This window comes from Christensenellaceae bacterium 44-20, from assembly GCA_041223705.1.
GTDB lineage: Bacteria > Bacillota > Clostridia > Christensenellales > Christensenellaceae > QANA01.
Genome location: JBCLQU010000001.1, coordinates 530199 through 547724 on the forward strand (window position 1 = coordinate 530199; position 17526 = coordinate 547724).

Here is a 17526-nt window from a genome sequence, read left to right on the forward strand (position 1 = left end):
TCCGTGGCAGAAAGGAAACGCCGCAAACGAGCAATAAAGCCAAACAAAGAAAAATCCCGACTAATTTCTTCAAAAAAACTCCCCCTATCTTGATTTTTAGTATAGGGGGGAGTTGTAACATACTTGCGTCAAAGTATTGACAGGAATGTGAACGCTTAATACTTAATAGTGGTACGCCGGCTGGACGGCACAGGAAAAATTCCACCCTTCCGGCTCATTGCTCTCACCAAAATAGACATCAAAGGATGCCCAGATAGAAATCTCATCGAACCGGCAAGTCGAGAACCGATTATAATAGCTGCCGTCGTTATAGGAATCTGAAAGGCTGTATTCCAGGTTATGATATTTTCCAAACATCAGCGCATAGGTTTCGTTTATATAGGCGTCTGCCAGCATCTCTCCCGTGAGATCATTGGATACGATCTGGCAGAGATATACTTTTCCCGTTTGGGCATCTAATCTAACTTGAATCTCCCTGGCTTTTTCCGTTTTATGCTTGAAGGTAATCCGCCATACGCAGACACGCTGATCTATCTGGGACAGCTCACTGATATCATAGCCCCATGCTTTCATGCCCTCTAAGACATTTTCTCTCAAATCTGGCCTGCTTTCATCATGCCCCAGCAGGAAAGCCTGATCGACAACGTAATCATCCAGCCCATCCAGCCTTGGGCATGCGCCCAGATCCATCAGGCGCAGGAGCTCCTGCTTTGCTTTCTCTATCGCCGCATCCCGGCTCAGTTCATTTTCCCCGCTCTCTTCCAGCGTCGTATAGTCGCTTGTATCATTTGTCATCCGCAGGCGGTAGAGCAGTTCGAGATATTCCGGGTCTGCATTGGCAATGCCAATTGCCGTATCCGAACTCTCCAGCTCCCGCGTATCGATCAAGCGGGCATGCTGGCTGTTCAAAATTCTGTTTTCCTGCGCCTGGAGCAATGCCGTCGGGATAAAAATGCCGCAGACAATGAGCAGAATCGCCGCGAGAAAGGCAATGCCGCTGACAAAAAGCTTGCGGTATTTCATTTTTGCTCACCTCCCTCTGCGATTTGCAGTGAAAAGCTCACGGAAGTCCCCTGCCCGGGCTCGCTTTGATAGAGCAGCTGCGTGCCGTGCACCTCTGCAATTTTAGAGGCGATGGAAAGCCCAAGCCCCGCGCCGTGCAGTTTTCTTGATCGGGATTTATCCACCATATAAAAGGCTTCTGTAATGCGGGAGAGCTCTTCTTTTTTCATGCCGCATCCGTTATCTGCGACGGTAATCACAGCGTCTTGTCCTTTGCGCTTGGCATAGATGCGCACGCGCGTGCTACCCGCTTTCACCGCGTTATCCACGAGGTTGAGCATGAGAGTTTTAAAAAGATCATATTCCACTTTGACATAGACCGGCATCGCATGAACTTCCAGCTCGCAGCCGTTTTTCTGCATCATGGGCAGCAGTGTATTGCCAACGTCCTCGAAAATCTGCTCCAGTGAAATTTCCTCCAGCAAAAACACCTGTTTGCCCAGGACGATGAGATCCATCAGTTTGAGGGAGAGCGCCTCCAGCCGCATCCCTTCGCTCAAAATATAGCCCGCGGCTTCGCGCGTCTCTTCCCGGCCCAAATCCCTCTGATAGATCATATCCGCATAGCCGATGACGGAGGTCAGCGGGGTTTTTAACTCATGCGCGAAGTTGGAGACAAAATCCTCCTTTTGCTGTGCATTTAACTTGAGTTCGCTGATCTTATCCTCGATGGTATCGGCCATTTTATTGAAGCTGCCGCACAAAATTCCGATTTCATCTCGGGTGCTGACGGCTGCCCGCTGATCATACCGGCCGTTGGAAATGCGCCGCGTTACCCGCATGAGCTGCAAGACCGGCTTGGTCAGAACTGTAGAAAAAATCATAACTGCCACAGCGCTGATGCCCAAAATGAGCAGATAGCTGAGCAGAAACTGGCGCTGCATCTGTTGGCGCTGCTCCACAATGGCAGACACATCTCTTGCCGTATACAGATAGATTTCCTGCCCATTTTGCGTGAAGCGGCCTGAAATCACGAGCAGATACTGGCCGGAAAAGCTCTTCATGCCATACATGAGCCGTTCAGGCGCTTGCTCATCCAGATCGTCAAATAGAAAATCCTCGGGAAAATCCGAATACAATATGCCTTTCTCCCGCGTAAAAATCGCGATCAGATTGCCATCTGGCGCGATTTTTGCCGTATGCTGGGCGAGAATCTGCATCACTTTTCCCGTTACAACGCTATTTTCCGTCGCATTTAGAATATCGGACTGCAAGGTGAATTTTAACAGCTGATACTCTTCCAGGCTTCTTTCGCATTCCCTATCGACAGCGTTTTGAAAGCTGGAAGAAATGATGAGGTATCCGGAAGCAGCCAGCGCCAGAACCACAACAGCAAGTGTACAAAGAAAGATCTTTGACGCAAGCTTCATCTAAACCTCCAGGCGGTAGCCGATACGGAATACCGTTTTAATTTTATCATCCCAGCCAAGTTTTCTGCGCAGACGCTGAATATGCGAATCCAGCGTTCTGGTTTCCCCGGTAAACGGCTCTCCCCAGACGCGCTCATAAAGGCGTTCGCGGTACAGCGCGACATTCTTATTGCGCACCAATTCCACCAACAGATCAAACTCCTTCATCGTCAGCTCGATATTCTGCTTGTTTTTGAGCACAATGCGCGAATCCAGGTGGATTTCCACATCATCCACAACCAGAAGCTGATTTGCCTTTCCCGTGCGGCGCAGAACCGCCTCCACCCTGGCGATGAGCTCGCCGATCTGGAAGGGCTTGACGATATAGTCGTCTGCGCCAATCCGAAGGCCCTGAATGCGATCCTGAAGTGAACCGCGCGCAGTAATAAAAATGACCGGCGTTCCCATCGGGCGGATATATTCCAGCAGCTCATAGCCATCAATTTCCGGAAGCATGATATCCAAAAGAACCAAATCGTAATTGTTGTTTTCGATATAGTCTGCCCCCTGCTTTCCGTCGTATGCGGCCGTGCAGTGATAGCCCTCTGCTGTCAGGTTTTTGGAAATTAAATTTGCAATCGCTTTCTCATCTTCGACAATCAAAATCTCTATCATACTTTTTCCTCTCCCAAGCAAGTATACCTTTGAATTGTGTCAAAGTTGTAAATTGGCGTGCCCATGCAAACAGAAAGAAACCCCGGGATGGCTCTTTCAAGCCGGCCGGGATTTCTAAGTTATTCAGCCATTAATAGGACTTTGCGAAATACATGAGCTGTTTTGCAGGCTTGCCGCAGTGCACGCAGACATCCGAGAGATGCTCGTGCTCGTCAAACGGCGTACAGCGGGTTGTAACGCCCGTCTTTGCCTTGATCTCCAGCTCGCACTCCGTATCTCCGCACCACATTGCCTTGACAAACCCATGCCCCTTCTCGATGCCATCCATAAATTCATCGAAGTTATGGGCAGTGAAGGTATGCGCTTCGCGGAAATCCCGCGCCATTTCGAGCATATTGGCGTGAATCGCCGCCAGCAGCTCCTGCACTTCCTCCACAACATGGTCCAGCGGCGCAGGAATTTTTTCAAAAGTATCCCGGCGCACCAGCATGGCTTTGCCGCTTTCGATATCCTTGGGGCCAATCTCCAGGCGGACGGGGATGCCCTTCAGCTCGCAGTCGTTAAATTTCCAGCCCACGCTCTGCTCGCGGTCGTCCAGATCTACGCGGATTCCCGCAGCTTTGAGCGCATCGAACAGCTCATTCGCTTTTTCCATTACCCCGGGCTTATGCGCCGCCACAGGCACAATGCGGCACTGAATGGGCGCGACTTTAGGCGGAAGCTTGAGGCCGCGGTCATCTCCGTGTACCATGATCAGGCCGCCGATCATGCGCGTGGAAGTTCCCCAGGAAGTCTGCCAGACGTATTTCTGCGTGCCGTCTTTATCCAGATATTTGATATCAAAGCCCTTGGCAAAGTTCTGCCCCAGGTTATGCGAAGTGCCCATCTGAAGCGCACGCCCATCCAGCATCATCGCTTCCATGGTGTAGGTATGCGCCGCGCCGGCGAACTTCTCCTTTTCGCTCTTCTGGCCGGCAATCACCGGGATGGCCAGGACGTTTTCCGCAAATTCCTTATAGACGCCGATCATGCGCTCGGTCTCTTCCTCGGCTTCCTGCTGCGTCGCATGCACGGTGTGCCCCTCCTGCCAGAGGAATTCCGAAGTGCGCAGGAAAGGCCGCGTGGTTTTCTCCCAGCGCAGGACATTGCACCACTGGTTTAAAAGCAGCGGCAAATCGCGGTACGACTGCACCCACTTGGAATACATCGAGCAGATGATCGTCTCGGAGGTCGGCCGGATGCAGAGGCGCTCCTGCAGTTTCTCGCCGCCCCCATGCGTAACCCAGGCAACCTCCGGCGCGAATCCCTCGACGTGCTCCGCTTCCTTATTCAGCAGAGATTCCGGGATGAGCAGCGGGAAATAGGCGTTTTTATGGCCAGTCGCCTTAAAACGCGCGTCCATCTCATTCTGAATGAGCTCCCAGATGCCATAGCCATAGGGCTTGATGACCATGCAGCCCTTCACTTCGGAATAATCCACCATCTCCGCTTTCATGATGACATCTGTATACCAGCGGGAAAAATCCTCGCTCTGAGCTGTGATATGCTCTACAAACTCCTTCTTTTCCTTTGCCATAGAACTCTTTCCTCCATCCAATTTCGATAGTGATAAAGGGCATTTCCCTTTGAAAAGGCCGCTGAATAAAAAAATCCCCGCCATATAAGGGCGAGGGAACCGCGGTACCACCTTACTTTTGGCGCAAAGCCTGCGCCAACACTTTGTTTGCCTTAACGCGGCCGATACGTCGGGATGACCCGCTGCTCACAAGGGTGGGTTTGCATGCCGTAAAGCGCTTTCAGCAGATGCGCTTTTCTCTAAAAACGGCAGTTTTTTCGTTCGTCCCTCGTTCTAACGCATTTCTAAGAAAATAGTAGCATGGGATTGAGAAAAAATCAACTATTTATTCAGCTCGTCGATGGTCAGGCCAAAACTTGGCAGAAAATGCTCGATAAAATAGAGCACGGCCGGCTCTTCCATCTGTGCAATCTGCTCCGCAATTTTGCATTTTGCCTGCTGGAACTCGGCGTTTCCCGTCTTGACCTCTTCGATGCACTTGATATAGGCGCAGAGCTTATCCGCATATTTGACAAAGCGGTAGTCCTCGTCATTTTCATGCTCAATCAGCGGCTGGTATGCAGGCTTTAATTCCTCGGGCAGCATATCCATCGCCCGGCTGACGGCCATCTGCTCTATCTCCTGATACGCCTTTTGAATGCTCCGATTATAATATTTGACGGGCGTCGGCAAATCTCCCGTCATGATCTCCCCCGTCTCGTGGAAAAGACCCATGGCCATGATCTTCTTCTCATCCAGCGTGCCGCCAAAATAGGTATTGTGAATGAGTGCCAGCGCGTGCGCCAGAACCGCGACATCCATCGAATGTTCTTTGATATTCTCTGTCTCGGTATTGCGCATCAGCCCCCAGCGCTTGATATGCTTCATCCGGGATAGGTACGCGAAAAAATGATGCTGTTTTCCTGCCTCTTTCACTTGATTCACCTCATAAGTCTTGCTGTCTGCTCATATTCTCTTCTATGAAGACAATCTATCGAAAAGCTGTTTTTTTATTTTCTGCGGTTTTGGCCGTTGCCCTGGCAGCCGGCGCAGTTTATTTTGGCAAAGATGTGCTTCCTGCGCGGCAATCTGAAGAGATTCGCGCTGTATTTTCCACCGCGCACTCGGGCTCCATCTCCCCCGTCGTCTTGGATGCAAAGACTCAGGCTCCCATTTCCGGCGCCACAATCTGCATCCCCGAGACCGGAAAAAACTATGAGACGGACGAAAGCGGCACAGCCGGCACGATCTCCATCCCTATTCTGCGCGACACCCGCTACGACGAGATGCTCCCAAAAGATTGGGGCGAGATCACACTGCTCGTATATAAAGAAGGATATGCACCCTATGCGCTGTTCTACCTGCGCGTCAGGGAAAAGGAAGCGCGCATCGGCCCAACTATCTATCTTTATACCACCGAGAGCTTTGGCCTGGAGACGCCCTTCAGCATCATCGAAAACCCGGAGGACGCCTGGGCCGCCGAGCTGATTAAAAAGTATCGTCCTAATGGGCAGTAAAGAATGCCTCGACCTGGCGGTAGCATTCCAAAAGCTCCTGATGATCGGCGTAATCATGGCGGTATACTTCCATCATTACCGGGCCTTGGTAATCTGCATCCAGGAGCGCCTTTTTGAGCGCGCAAAAATCCATTTGGCCGCGGAAAGGCAGGCAGGTTTTCAGCCCATTTGGCCCCTGTGCAAAATCGCAGATATGCACGTTTGCCAGCCGCCCTTGCATCATCTTGAGATACTGCAGCGGGTCGATTCCAGATTGCGCCGCCTGCTTAATATCCAGCGTGAAAGCCAGTTTTTTCGAATGGACATGCTCCAAAAGCTGTTCGCCAAACTCCGGAGAGCAAAACCAGCACCAATGCACGTTTTCATACGCCAAAGTGATCCCATATTGCGCGGCCAGTTCCACCGCCCGATCCAAGGCCCGCCCGATGCGTTCAAAATTATGCTGATGCTGGGGCGCAGGCTTATAGAACAGCCCGCCATGGAACACATACGCCTTGGCTCCCAGCAGCTTTGCCGCAGCCAGCACTTTTTCAAACATGCCAAATGCGTCGTTCACCGTCCGTTCGTAGCCATAGAAGAGCTGAGGCTCAAACTGCACGCCATGCGGATGCACGGAATGCACGCAAATGCCAAAATCATCCGCTATCTGCCTAAGCTGGCGGGCATACGCCGGCTCATATTCGGAAAAAGTATTCAAGAATACTTCCACATGCCCAATGCCATTCCGGCCAATTTTCCTTAAATTTTCTTCCAATAACCCACTGCCAAACATGCTGGCCGTCGAAAGCCCTGTGATCATAGCTACCTCTCTGTTTTTTATTATACTAGGCCTTTTCTTTTCTGGCAATCGCCATTTGACCAATCCCGCCTGGTGTCGTAAAATATAGAATATGATTGGAAAACTACTAAAACTGGCTTCTGTCTTGCTGAGCGCCGCAGTCTGCTATGTGATCTATCGGCTCGCTTTTACTTTTCCAGCGCTGACAGAGCATCTCTATTCCCGAAAAATCTATCCCTTTCTTGCGCGGAGCCTGGGGCGGCTGACGGGCAGCTTTTCCTTCAGCCTTGCTGAGGTTCTGCTCTATCTTTTTGCCGCCAGCGTTCTGTTTTTCCTAGGCTATATCCTCTGCGCCTTTTTCAAGCCCAAGGGCTCCAAATTCTATCATATTGCCAAGCGTTTTTTAAGCTTTCTCATTTTGCTTTGCACGCTCTATAATATGTTCATTCTCTTTTGGGGGCTCAACTATGCGCGCCAGCCCCTGGCGGATTCTATGCACCTGGAAATCCAGGAATATTCAAAAGAGGAGCTTGCCGCTCTTTGCGACACCCTTATAGAGCGCACCAACGCTGCCAGGGAAAACATCAGTGAGTCCTCAGACGGCCTTTTCACGCTCTCTCACTCCAAAGAATATTATCAGGAAGCCGTCGGCGAAATTTACGATTCCTATGCGCCAGATTATATCAATATCGGTGTAAAGAGCCGTGTCAAAGGCGTGATGACCAAAAACATGCTTTCCAGCACACTGACTTACGGCATCTTCTCGCCTTTTACTTATGAGGCCAATATCAATTTGCAGATGCCCGATCTGTATTTCCCCGCCATCTGCCTGCATGAATTTTCGCATCTGCAAGGCTTTGCCCGGGAAGATGAGGCAAATTTCATCGCCTGGTATTTGGGCTTCCAATGCGATGATCCGGATTTCGTGTATTCGGCCAACGCATATGCCCTGCAATATGCGCTCAACGCTCTTTACGGCGTTTCTCCGGAAGATTACTGGCTTGCCTATGAGAAGCTGGCAGACGGTGTGAAACGGGATTATCAGCAAAACGCGCAGTACTGGGAGCAGTTTGAGACGGATTTTTCCCAAAAAAGCCAGGATGCTTATGAGAAGTATCTGGCCTATAACGGCGTCGCGGATGGGCTGCAAAGCTATGGGCGCATGCTGGATCTCATGCTCGCTTTCGAGAAACAAAAATAAAAGAGGCAGAAAATTTCTGCCTCTTTTATTTTGCATCCGCCTGCCTGTTATTTCTTGATAAAAGACTGGCAGTCCGTGCACTGATCGACCGTAGGATTGGCCTCATGCGTTCCTACGCAAATGCAATCCAGCGCGCAGTAGCTGTCGTTCTTGCAGTGGTTTGCACAGCTGGTTACATTGCATTTAATGCTATAATTCGGGGAGCATTTCTCTTGATTCATATTTCTTGACCTCCTATCAAAATTTCAGTAATAGGATGGCCTTTTTGCAGCGAAATATTCTATTTCCACTGGCCAATATCTGCATAGATATTTTTATAGGCCAGACGCGGCGGCGCGCTGATATTCGCATCTAAAATGACGGCATGCGTCCGGTAATGTAATCCAATTGTGGGTATTTCTTCCAAATAAGCCTGAACATATTCCGAGAAAGCGCGCTTAATCTCTTCGGTCGTGATGGCGGCGCGGAAAGCGCCCAGCTTTTCAGCCAGTGCCTGGGTTGGCGCTTTTCCATAGTTATATTCTGAAAATAGAAACGCATTATCGCCGTTTGTGTTAGTAAAGAAGCTGCACAGTGCCAACTGGAAATTATTGCTATCGAGATGGCCTCGGTAGGTCTGTGCATCGGCCTCCACTAGCTCAATCTCGATGCCAACCAATTTCAACTGCTCGGCGATCTTTTCACAAAGCGCCTTTCGGTAGGCGTATTCCGCATTTTCCGTATATAAAAGCTTGAATTTCAAATACCGCTTGCTTCCGTCTGCATTTTCGACATAGCGCAGGCCCCGCTCCTCATCCATCGCAAGGCCCGCGCTCTCCAGCAGGCGGTTGGCCTCCGCGGCATTATAGACGCCAGCAGAGCTTTCCAGCCCCTCATAGGCCCAAAAATTAGGATTAACCGGCATTTCGGCAGCCTGTCCCTGCCCGAGCAGTGCGACGGAGATCAGCTCACTGCGGTTGAGAGCCGTGGAGATCGCCTCCCGCACTTCCCTTTTTGCCAAAAACTCATTGCGATAGTTGGGCACAAGGCAATCATAAGTCGGCGTTACCACCTGGTGAATCTCATTTTTCCCGACTGCGCTGTAGCTGTTTGCCGTCATCAGCGAAGTATAGATCACCTGAAACTGATCGAGCGCGCTGCTGCCAATTTTGAGCTCATCGTCGGATACCGGCTTTGCAACGATCTGATCATAAACCGGCGCTTCCTGCCACCAAGCGGCATTGGACGAAAGCACAATGCCCTCGGCCGTATTGCTCTGGGCAAAATAGGGGCCTGTCCCGATGGGCAGTTTCCCAGTATCCAGCCCGAGATGCTCATAATAGGATTTTGGAATTACAGGAAAGCTCATGAGATAGAAAATATCCCTGGATTTCCGCGAAGCTACGACCTTCAGCGTCAGATCGTCGATTTTTTCATAGGAAGAGAGCACATTGCTGTATTTTGCGTATTCGCATTGCGCTGTATCCGAGTTTTTGATTTTCTCCAAAGCGAAAATCAGGTCGTCGACTGTAACGCTTCCGTAATCCCCATGAAACAGGACATTCTTTCGGATATGAAACGTATAGGTCAGCCCATCCTCGCTGATATCCCAGCTCTGCACCACGCCGGCGGAAAACTTCCCGTCAGCCGAAATGCGAATGGCCGGCTCTGTGATAAGCGACATCAGGTTGGCTGTGTTTTCATCCAGAACTGCCAGCGGATGCAAAGAGGCAGGGCTAGGCGTCATCATAATGGAAAGCGTCTTTTTTTCAGCGGCTCCGCTGCTGGCAGGAGGCGGCAGTTCATCCACGTTGGTGCTCATATCTCCCTCGTCGAAGGGGGTTACTTCCACCTGCTTTTTACAGCCTGCCAGCAAAAAGCAGACTGCCAAAAGCAACAAGGCCGCATTTTTAAAATTTGTATAGGATCCGATATATCTCATAGCTCTGCTGAACTTTTTTAACATAGTTGTCTGTCTCCGCAAACGGAATTTTTTCCAGGGATTTTCCATCGCTGGAGTATTCCGGATTCTCCAGCCATCCGATCACCCGGTTTGGCCCTGCGTTATAGCCGGCCAGAATTTTGACGGGATCGCCGCCGAATTTTTCGTCCAAATAGCTCAGATACCAGCATCCCAGGCGGATATTATATTCGGGCTCGAAAAGCCGCTCCTCCGCATAATCTTCCCTTCCCATTTTCTGGCTGATCCATTGGCCTGTTTCGGGCATCACCTGCATGAGCCCCATGGCTCCGGCGCTGGAGACGGCATCCTCCCGGAAGCGGCTCTCTTTCCAGATGACCGCCGCGGCCAAATAGGGATCGATTTCATATTCGGCCGCATACTGCGCGATGAGCTCAGAATGCTTCATCGGATACAGCGCCTTAAAATAGCAGTATAGGCCAAAAATCGACACAAATAGAAAAGCGAGTGCCACAAAAACAATCGTCAGAACCTTTTTCTTTTTTCTGCGCATATATGTTCCGCCTGGCGATACAGGCGTTCTACCTCTCTTCCAAGTTCCCCTATCGAGCCGGAATTATCGATTATGTGCTTTGCTTTTTCGCTTTTTTGCGCATAATCCCCCTGGCTTTGGATGCGGCGCTCGGCCTCCTGCCGCGAAAGATGATCCCGCAGCAAAATACGCCTGATCTGCGCTTCTCTCTCGGCCATAACCAGCCAGATCTCATCGCACAGCGCATCCAGGCCGGTTTCAAAGAGCAGAGCTGCATCCAGCACTATTATACCATCCCCGGCCTCGATTTGTTTTACAATATTGTTAATTATATGAGGATGCGTGATCGAATTCAACTGCAGCAGCTTTTTTTTCTCCGAAAAGACAATCGCGCCCAGGCGCTTTCGATCGATCTCGCCCTGTGCGTTTAAAATCTCCTCTCCAAAGGCCTGCACAACCTGCGCATATGCCTCCTGCCCGGCGTATAAAACCTCGTGGCCGACGCGATCCGCATCGATGATGCCCGCTCCCAGCTCTCCCAGCACGCGGCTGACCGCAGACTTGCCGCAGGCAATGCCGCCGGTCAGCCCGATGACATACCGCATCTACTTTGCCTCCGCCCAGTTGCTGCCCACCGCCGTATGCACTTCGAGCGGCACAGACATCTCGCACACATGCTCCATCTGCTCTTTTAGAATGGCTTTTACTTCCTCCAGCTCCTCGGGCACAGTATCCACAATCAGTTCGTCGTGCACCTGCAAAATCAGCTGAGAACGCAGTTTCCGCTCTCTCATGACGTCCCAGACGCGGATCATCGCATACTTGATGATATCTGCCGCCGTCCCCTGGATGGGCGTATTGAGCGCCACTCTCTCTCCGAAGGAGCGGGTGTTGAAATTGGAGCTTTTGAGCTCATCCACATAGCGGATGCGCCCATAGCGCGTGCGCACAAAGCCATCGCGCTTGGCCTCCTCCACGATGCGCGTCATGTATTCCCGAACGCCGGAAAATTCTTCCAAATACTTGTCGATATATTCCTTGGCCTTGAAGCGGGCAATGCCCAGGTTCTTCGCCAGGCCAAAATCGCTGATCCCGTATACGATGCCGAAATTGACCGCTTTTGAGCTGCTCCGCATCTCCGGCGTTACCACCTCCATCGGGACGCCAAAGACTTCCGAGGCTGTGCGAGTGTGAATATCCTCGCCGTGGTTGAAAGCATCGCATAGATGCCTGTCTTTTGTGATATCCGCCAAAACGCGCAGTTCAATTTGGGAATAATCTGCGGCGACGATGAGGTTCTCCTCATCCTCCGGAATAAACAGCTCGCGGATTTTGGCGCCGAAATCGCTCCGCACCGGAATATTCTGCAGATTTGGCTCTGTGCTGGAAATTCTGCCAGTTGCCGTAACGAGCTGGTTGAAAGTCGTATGCACTTTATGCGTTTTGGGATCCACCACCGCTTCCAGCCCATCGATATATGTGCTCTTGAGCTTTGTAACCTGGCGGTATTCGATCAGCTTTTGGATGATCGGGTGCTGCCCCTGCAGACGTTCGAGCACCTCAATATCCGTAGAATAGCCGGTCTTGGTTTTCTTGATCACCGGCAGCCCCAGCTTTTCAAACAGGACCACGCCCAGCTGCTTTGTGGAGGCAATATTGAAGGAATCCGTCCCGGCCAGCTCGTAAATCTCCCTGACCAGGCTGTCGATTTGCTCCGCATATTCCGCCTTCAGTTTCTGAAGCAGCTGCAAATTGACGCGAACTCCCTGCAGTTCCATAGAATACAGCACGTGGAGCAAGGGCAGCTCGATATGGTAATAAACCTCTTCCAGCTGTTTTTCTTTGATCTGCTTCTTCTGCACCTCTTCAATTGCAAACAGCGCGCTGGCTCTTCCGGCCGCGTGGTAGCGGGTTTTCAGCTTCTCTATCGTAAAATTGCGCTGTGTCGGATCTAAGACATAGTCCGCCAGGGCGGTATCGAAGGAAATCCCTTCCATATGGCAGCCCTGCTCTCCAAAAAGATGCAGCAGGGCTTTGGCATCGTGCGCGGTTTTCGCGATCTCTTGCTCCTGCAAAATCTCCCGCAGCTGCTCCAGCACATCCGAAGGCGGCAATCCCTCATCCAGCAGAGAATAGGAAAGCGCCAGCTCAAATTCCTCCTCCGGCTTTACGGCAAAACAGAGCGCATCCTCATCCTGACAGATCGCGAGCTTTCCGGCTGTTTTTGCTTCCGCCAGCAGTTTATCGATATGTCTAGGTTCCCGCAGGGAAAAACGCTCCGGCTCCTTTGCCGCAATCTCCTCCCCGGCCAGGCCGCGGCGCTTGATCAGGGAAGAAAACTCCAGCGAAGAGAGCACCTGATAGAGCGCGCTGTCCTCCAGGCCATGGAAAGCCAGCTCTTCCAGCTCGAAAGCGATGGGGACATCCGTAACGATAGTCGCCAGTTTTTTGGAGAGAAACGCGCTCTCCTTTCCGGCGACAATTTTCTCTTTCATTTTATTGCCTGGCAGATCTTCCAAATGATCATAGAGATTTTCAATGGATTCAAATTCCGCCAGCAATTTGAGCGCCGTCTTCTCGCCCACCCCTTTGATTCCGGGGATATTATCCGAGGCATCGCCCATCAGCCCCTTCAGATCGATGATCTGCCAGGGCTCCAGGCCATAGACTTCCTTCAAGTGCGCCTGATCAAAAACCTCGATTTCGCTCACGCCTTTGCGCGTCAGCAGCACTTTGGTCGACTGCGTGATGAGCTGGAGAGAATCCCGATCGCCTGTAACGACGCAGGCCTCCACCCCCGCCTGATCCGCACGCTTTGCGACTGTGCCGATCACGTCATCTGCTTCATAGCCCTGAATCTCCAAAATAGGGATATTCAGCTTGCGCAGCGCCTCTTTGATGAGCGGAAACTGGCTCAGCAGTTCATCCGGCGTTTTTTGCCGGTTGCCTTTATAATCATCGAACAGCTCTTTGCGGAAAGTCGGCCCCTTTAAATCAAAAGAAACCGCGAGGAAATCCGGCTTTCGCTCGTCGATCAGCCCAAGCAGCATGGTAAAAAAGCCATATGCCGCGTTGATCACCTGCCCATCGTTCATCTTCATGGGCGGGAGCGCATGGAAAGCGCGGAACACCAGGCTATTGCCATCTATAATAATCAGTTTTTTATCCATCGTTTTCTCCATCTTCTTTCCATTTCTTTCTCAGCATTTCCCGGGCCCGGTATAACCTGGATTTCACTGTCCCAAGGGCGGTTTGCAGGATCCGGGCTACCTCCTCATAGGAATACCCATCCACATCACGCAGCAGAATCACTTCCCGAAGCTGTGCGGGCAGTTCTTCTATCATCTTTTCCAGCGCACGGTTCTCGTCTGATAAAATCACGCGCCGTTCGATATTCTCTGCCGCCAAAGGCTCAAGGCCCTGCTCATACAGCGCTTCCAGCGAGAGAGAGGCGCGCTTTTTTCTGAGAAAATCCAGAGCCGCGTTGCGGGTGACCCGGTAGACCCAGGTGGAAAAAGAGGCCTCCTGCCGAAATTTGGGAAGCGCTCGGTATAGCTTCAAAACGCTCTCCTGGGAAACATCAAACGCATCGTCGGCATCTCCCGTCATCCGCAGAGCAAGCGCGTAAATTTTGTTTTGATAGAGCTGAACCAAAGCTTCAAAGGCGTCAAGATCTCCTTTTTTTGCTTTTTTCAGCAGGATAGCTTCTTCCTCCATCTCAACCCTTCCGCCCTTCTAAACGGCAAAATCCTGTTGACGCGCCCTCTAGAATATGCTAGAATTACTGATGTTCCAAGTTGCCGAAGTGATGGAATTGGCAGACGTAGTGGACTCAAAATCCACCGCTGGCGACAGCGTGCCGGTTCGAGTCCGGCCTTCGGCACCACGCCCTTTTGCATTGCAAGAGGGCTTTTTTTATTGCGACCAGCCCCAAACCGAGAGCTTTTCTGAAAGCGCTTTCAGCTCTTGCTGAATCTCCTGATAATCCGGGCAGTACCGCGCGACAATCTCCCAAAACGCCGCAGAGTGCGCATGCACCATCGTATGCGCGAGCTCGTGAATGACCACCGAGTCTACCGCCCTGCCGGATGCAAACAAAAGCCTCCAGGAGAAATTCAGCTGATTTTTTCCGCTGCAGGAGCCCCAGCGCGTCCGCGCATCCGTTATTTTCACAGACACATATTCCGCGTTCATCTTTTCGGCCCAAATCTGTACCCGCTTCTTCAGAATTTCCGCACCTTGCTGGTGATACCACGCCTTCACCAGCGCCCGGCGCTCCTCCATCTCGCAGCGCGGCACACGAAAACAGCTGCCATCAAAGAGCACTTTCTGCTCTTTTCCCAATTTGACGGGATACTCCCTCCCCAAAAAGAAAAGCGTATCCATGCGGTAAGCCGCTCTTTGGCGGGCAAGATCCGCCTTTTTTTCCAGGCATTTTTGGATCCACTCCCGCTTGCTTTCCACAAAGCCATCGATAAATGCCTGGGAAATGCGGCGGGGCGCCAAAACTTCCACTTTGCACTCGGGCGTAACGCGAAGCAAAATTGTCTTTCGCATACCGCGTTTCAGGGTATATTCAATTTTCTCATTCGCGCGCTTTGTATCCATATCCTCTATTCTATCACACCAATGCTATTTTTGAAATAGCTCACATCGATAGCAGTTTGCGATGGAGAGCATTTCACGCAAATAGAAGTTCAGCTTCATATACCACGCAGATTCCACCGGCCAAAGCGCATATTCCTTGAAAAACTTCTTTGCGATCTGTGCAGAGCGAAAGCAGTGGAAATCGCTGGTTACGATTAAAACGCTAGGCAAAAAAGAGAATTTCTCCAAAAGAATCTGCTGGGAGAACTTGAGGTTTTCATAGGTGTTGCGCGCCCTGTTTTCTACCAGAATCGACTGTGGTAAAACGCCCTGCTCAAGCAGATAGCGCCGCATGGCCTCTGCTTCGGAAAGTTCCGCTTGCCTTCCCTTCCCGCCTGTTACCAAGATAGGCAGGCGCTCCTTCTGCGCCGCGCGAATCGCCGCATTCAGCCGCATGCGCAGCAAGCGCGACGGGCGGTTTCTGCGCAGCCCCGCGCCCAGAACAATGACCGCATCTGCCTTCGCGCTTTTGCAGCGCCGCGCATACAGCGCTGTGCAAAAAATGCAGCCGAGCAGCGCGGCCAAGACGAGGAGATAACATACGGATGCGGTGCAAACGGCAATCATAACCCCAGGCATCTCCAATATTTGCGGGGCAAAAAGCCCGAGGCACCCATAGCAGACCAGCGGGATGCCCAAAAATGCCGGGAGGAGCACGCCCAGGTTGAGATTGGACATTTTCGCGGCAAACAGAGTATCAGCGATGAGAAGAATGCCTAAAATAAGCCAAAAATACTGCAACTTGTCCCCTCCTTCCACATCTACTATATCATATTGCCCAAAATTAGGCCAACCTACTTGCCGTTTTCTTTCTTTCGCGTTAAAGTGAAGCAACGAAAAAAGAGCCGGGCTTTCGCCAGGCTCTTTTTTCTATTTTGCATCCCTTTTTTGGAAAACCAGACATCCAAATTCGGCCTGCAAATGCTCTTATGCTTCTTTGAATGCCTTGGCCGCAGCGCCCGGATCTTCTGCATTCAAAATCGCACGGCCGATAATGACCATATCGACATTGTATTTTTTCACCAACGGAATGCGCTCCAGCGTCAACCCGCCTGCCACAGCGACTTTCGCATCAAAGCCCGTTGCCATAATGCCGGAAAGCACCTCTTCATAGGAGCGGTGATCCTCTTTGCCTTCGGAATCGACCGCGATATGCGCGCAGACGTAATCCATGCCGGCTTTATTGAGTTTCTCTTTATGGGCGGAATAGTCCTGAATATGCATCAGATCTGCCATCGCGTAATGCCCAGGGCCTGCTTCTCTGGCCGCCTGCACGGCGCCTGCAACCGTAGACATATCCCCATAACCCACAACCGTCGCAAAGTTTGCGCCATAATCGAACATCTTCTTGGATGTGCTGTAGCCGCCGTCTACCGTCTTGACATCAGCCAAAAGCTGAATATCCGGGAAAGCTGCGCGGAAAATTTTCACCAGCTCATAGCCATGCGCGCCCATGAAGCCGGTTCCAAGCTCGAATACATCGACATAATCTTTTGTTTTATGCACCATTTCAAGGCCTTTATCGATGTCGTAGAGATCAAGTGCAAGCTGCAATTTCATTCGTTCTTCCTCCCTATTTTTTTATTTTTTTAAACCCCCGGCAAATGCCGGGGGCTTTGAACACTTACGCTTTTCAGCGCTTACGCCTCAAAGAAGGTCTTCGCAACTGCTGCCGGATCATCCGCCTCTTTGATCGCGCGGCCGATGATAACGTGATACGGATTGCAGGATTTCACAGCCTCGATGTTCTCGACGCGGATTGCGCCGGAGAGCACTTTCTTGGCCTTGAAGTCCAGGCGCTTCACTTCCTCGAACATCGCGTTCAGGCGCTCGGTCGTCTTCTCCTGGCCGTCTCTGGAATCATCGCCGGAGAGGTGGAAGCAGACGTAATCCGGGCCAAGCTTGTTGAGCATCTCAACATAGGGCTCGTAATCCGGGACTGCAACCAGGTCTACAAAGCATTCTTTGCCCAGCTCGTGGCAAGCACGGATGGTCTCGGCAATGGTTTTCTCCTTGGCGCGCGCGCAAACCGTGATGATATCTGCGCCAGCTTCCAGGCAGGGCTTGCCGACTTTGTAGCCGGAGTCCATAATCTTGAGGTCTGCCAGGATTTTCTTATTCGGGAAGAGATCTTTGAACTCCCGAATTGCCGTGTGGCCATAGCGCGCGATGAATTCTTCGCCGAGCTCGATGATATCGATGTACGGCTCCACAGCTGTCGCCAGCTGAATTCCTCTGCCAAAGCTCAGGCAATCGATTGCGAATTGGATTTTCATGTTCTTTTTCTCCTTTTCCTTTTCCAATTTCAAA

18 protein-coding genes and 1 tRNA gene are annotated in these 17526 nt (G+C 51.4%); 3 read left to right on the forward strand and 16 right to left on the reverse strand.

What is annotated here, in order from left to right:
* Window positions 1-162: 162 nt before the first annotated feature.
* From AALG83_02835 to yfbR, 5 genes are all read right to left on the reverse strand, one after another.
* Entirely contained in the window at window positions 163-1023 is an 861-nt protein-coding gene (locus AALG83_02835) for a hypothetical protein (protein MEY8382092.1), read from the reverse strand.
* Window positions 1020-2432 (reverse strand): HAMP domain-containing sensor histidine kinase, encoded by a 1413-nt coding sequence (locus tag AALG83_02840; GenBank protein MEY8382093.1) that lies wholly within the window; start codon window positions 2430-2432, stop codon window positions 1020-1022. The genes AALG83_02835 and AALG83_02840 overlap by 4 nt, the downstream gene beginning before the upstream one ends.
* Window positions 2433-3086: a response regulator transcription factor gene (locus tag AALG83_02845; GenBank protein ID MEY8382094.1), complete on the reverse strand. Its 654-nt coding sequence runs from the start codon at window positions 3084-3086 to the stop codon at window positions 2433-2435.
* A gap of 130 nt (window positions 3087-3216) precedes the next feature.
* Window positions 3217-4662: a proline--tRNA ligase gene (proS, locus tag AALG83_02850; protein MEY8382095.1), complete on the reverse strand. Its 1446-nt coding sequence runs from the start codon at window positions 4660-4662 to the stop codon at window positions 3217-3219.
* 321 nt (window positions 4663-4983) lie between these two features.
* Complete coding sequence (gene yfbR, locus AALG83_02855) at window positions 4984-5586, reverse strand: 5'-deoxynucleotidase (GenBank protein MEY8382096.1); 603 nt, start codon at window positions 5584-5586, stop codon at window positions 4984-4986.
* Between the two features lie 35 nt (window positions 5587-5621).
* Between yfbR and AALG83_02860 the strand changes: the two genes are divergently transcribed.
* Entirely contained in the window at window positions 5622-6158 is a 537-nt protein-coding gene (locus AALG83_02860; GenBank protein ID MEY8382097.1) for a hypothetical protein, read from the forward strand.
* On the opposite strand, the gene AALG83_02865 is transcribed toward AALG83_02860, so the two are convergent.
* Window positions 6145-6957, reverse strand: coding sequence for a sugar phosphate isomerase/epimerase (locus tag AALG83_02865; protein ID MEY8382098.1), 813 nt, complete (start codon window positions 6955-6957; stop codon window positions 6145-6147). The genes AALG83_02860 and AALG83_02865 overlap by 14 nt on opposite strands.
* Window positions 6958-7048: 91 nt before the next feature.
* Between AALG83_02865 and AALG83_02870 the strand changes: the two genes are divergently transcribed.
* Complete coding sequence (locus tag AALG83_02870; GenBank protein MEY8382099.1) at window positions 7049-8137, forward strand: DUF3810 domain-containing protein; 1089 nt, start codon at window positions 7049-7051, stop codon at window positions 8135-8137.
* A gap of 47 nt (window positions 8138-8184) precedes the next feature.
* Here AALG83_02870 and AALG83_02875 read toward each other — a convergent pair whose 3' ends face one another.
* From AALG83_02875 to AALG83_02900, 6 genes are read right to left on the reverse strand one after another with little or no spacing between them, the layout of a single operon-like run.
* Window positions 8185-8358: a DUF1540 domain-containing protein gene (locus AALG83_02875; protein ID MEY8382100.1), complete on the reverse strand. Its 174-nt coding sequence runs from the start codon at window positions 8356-8358 to the stop codon at window positions 8185-8187.
* A 59-nt stretch (window positions 8359-8417) separates the two neighbouring features.
* A complete protein-coding gene (locus AALG83_02880) occupies window positions 8418-10016 on the reverse strand; it encodes an ABC transporter substrate-binding protein (GenBank protein MEY8382101.1) in 1599 nt (532 codons plus the stop codon).
* A 10-nt stretch (window positions 10017-10026) separates the two neighbouring features.
* Window positions 10027-10530, reverse strand: a complete 504-nt coding sequence (locus AALG83_02885; GenBank protein MEY8382102.1) for a lytic transglycosylase domain-containing protein — start codon at window positions 10528-10530, stop codon at window positions 10027-10029.
* Between the two features lie 32 nt (window positions 10531-10562).
* Window positions 10563-11174, reverse strand: coding sequence for a dephospho-CoA kinase (gene coaE, locus AALG83_02890; protein MEY8382103.1), 612 nt, complete (start codon window positions 11172-11174; stop codon window positions 10563-10565).
* Window positions 11175-13739, reverse strand: a complete 2565-nt coding sequence (gene polA, locus AALG83_02895; protein ID MEY8382104.1) for a DNA polymerase I — start codon at window positions 13737-13739, stop codon at window positions 11175-11177. It lies immediately after the preceding gene.
* Window positions 13732-14286: a sigma-70 family RNA polymerase sigma factor gene (locus AALG83_02900; protein MEY8382105.1), complete on the reverse strand. Its 555-nt coding sequence runs from the start codon at window positions 14284-14286 to the stop codon at window positions 13732-13734. Before AALG83_02900 ends, polA begins: the two co-directional genes overlap by 8 nt.
* An 82-nt stretch (window positions 14287-14368) precedes the next feature.
* Between AALG83_02900 and AALG83_02905 the strand changes: the two genes are divergently transcribed.
* Window positions 14369-14455, forward strand: a tRNA-Leu gene (locus AALG83_02905).
* Window positions 14456-14484: 29 nt separating this feature from the next.
* Here AALG83_02905 and AALG83_02910 read toward each other — a convergent pair.
* The 4 genes from AALG83_02910 to AALG83_02925 form a co-directional block, all read right to left on the reverse strand.
* Entirely contained in the window at window positions 14485-15177 is a 693-nt protein-coding gene (locus AALG83_02910) for a SprT family zinc-dependent metalloprotease (protein ID MEY8382106.1), read from the reverse strand.
* Window positions 15178-15201: 24 nt separating this feature from the next.
* Entirely contained in the window at window positions 15202-15957 is a 756-nt protein-coding gene (locus AALG83_02915) for a YdcF family protein (protein ID MEY8382107.1), read from the reverse strand.
* A gap of 186 nt (window positions 15958-16143) precedes the next feature.
* The gene (locus tag AALG83_02920; protein MEY8382108.1) at window positions 16144-16776 is read right to left on the reverse strand and encodes an orotidine 5'-phosphate decarboxylase / HUMPS family protein; all 633 of its coding nucleotides are present in this window, start codon (window positions 16774-16776) and stop codon (window positions 16144-16146) included.
* Window positions 16777-16856: 80 nt separating this feature from the next.
* The gene (locus AALG83_02925; protein ID MEY8382109.1) at window positions 16857-17492 is read right to left on the reverse strand and encodes an orotidine 5'-phosphate decarboxylase / HUMPS family protein; all 636 of its coding nucleotides are present in this window, start codon (window positions 17490-17492) and stop codon (window positions 16857-16859) included.
* Window positions 17493-17526 lie beyond the last annotated feature (34 nt).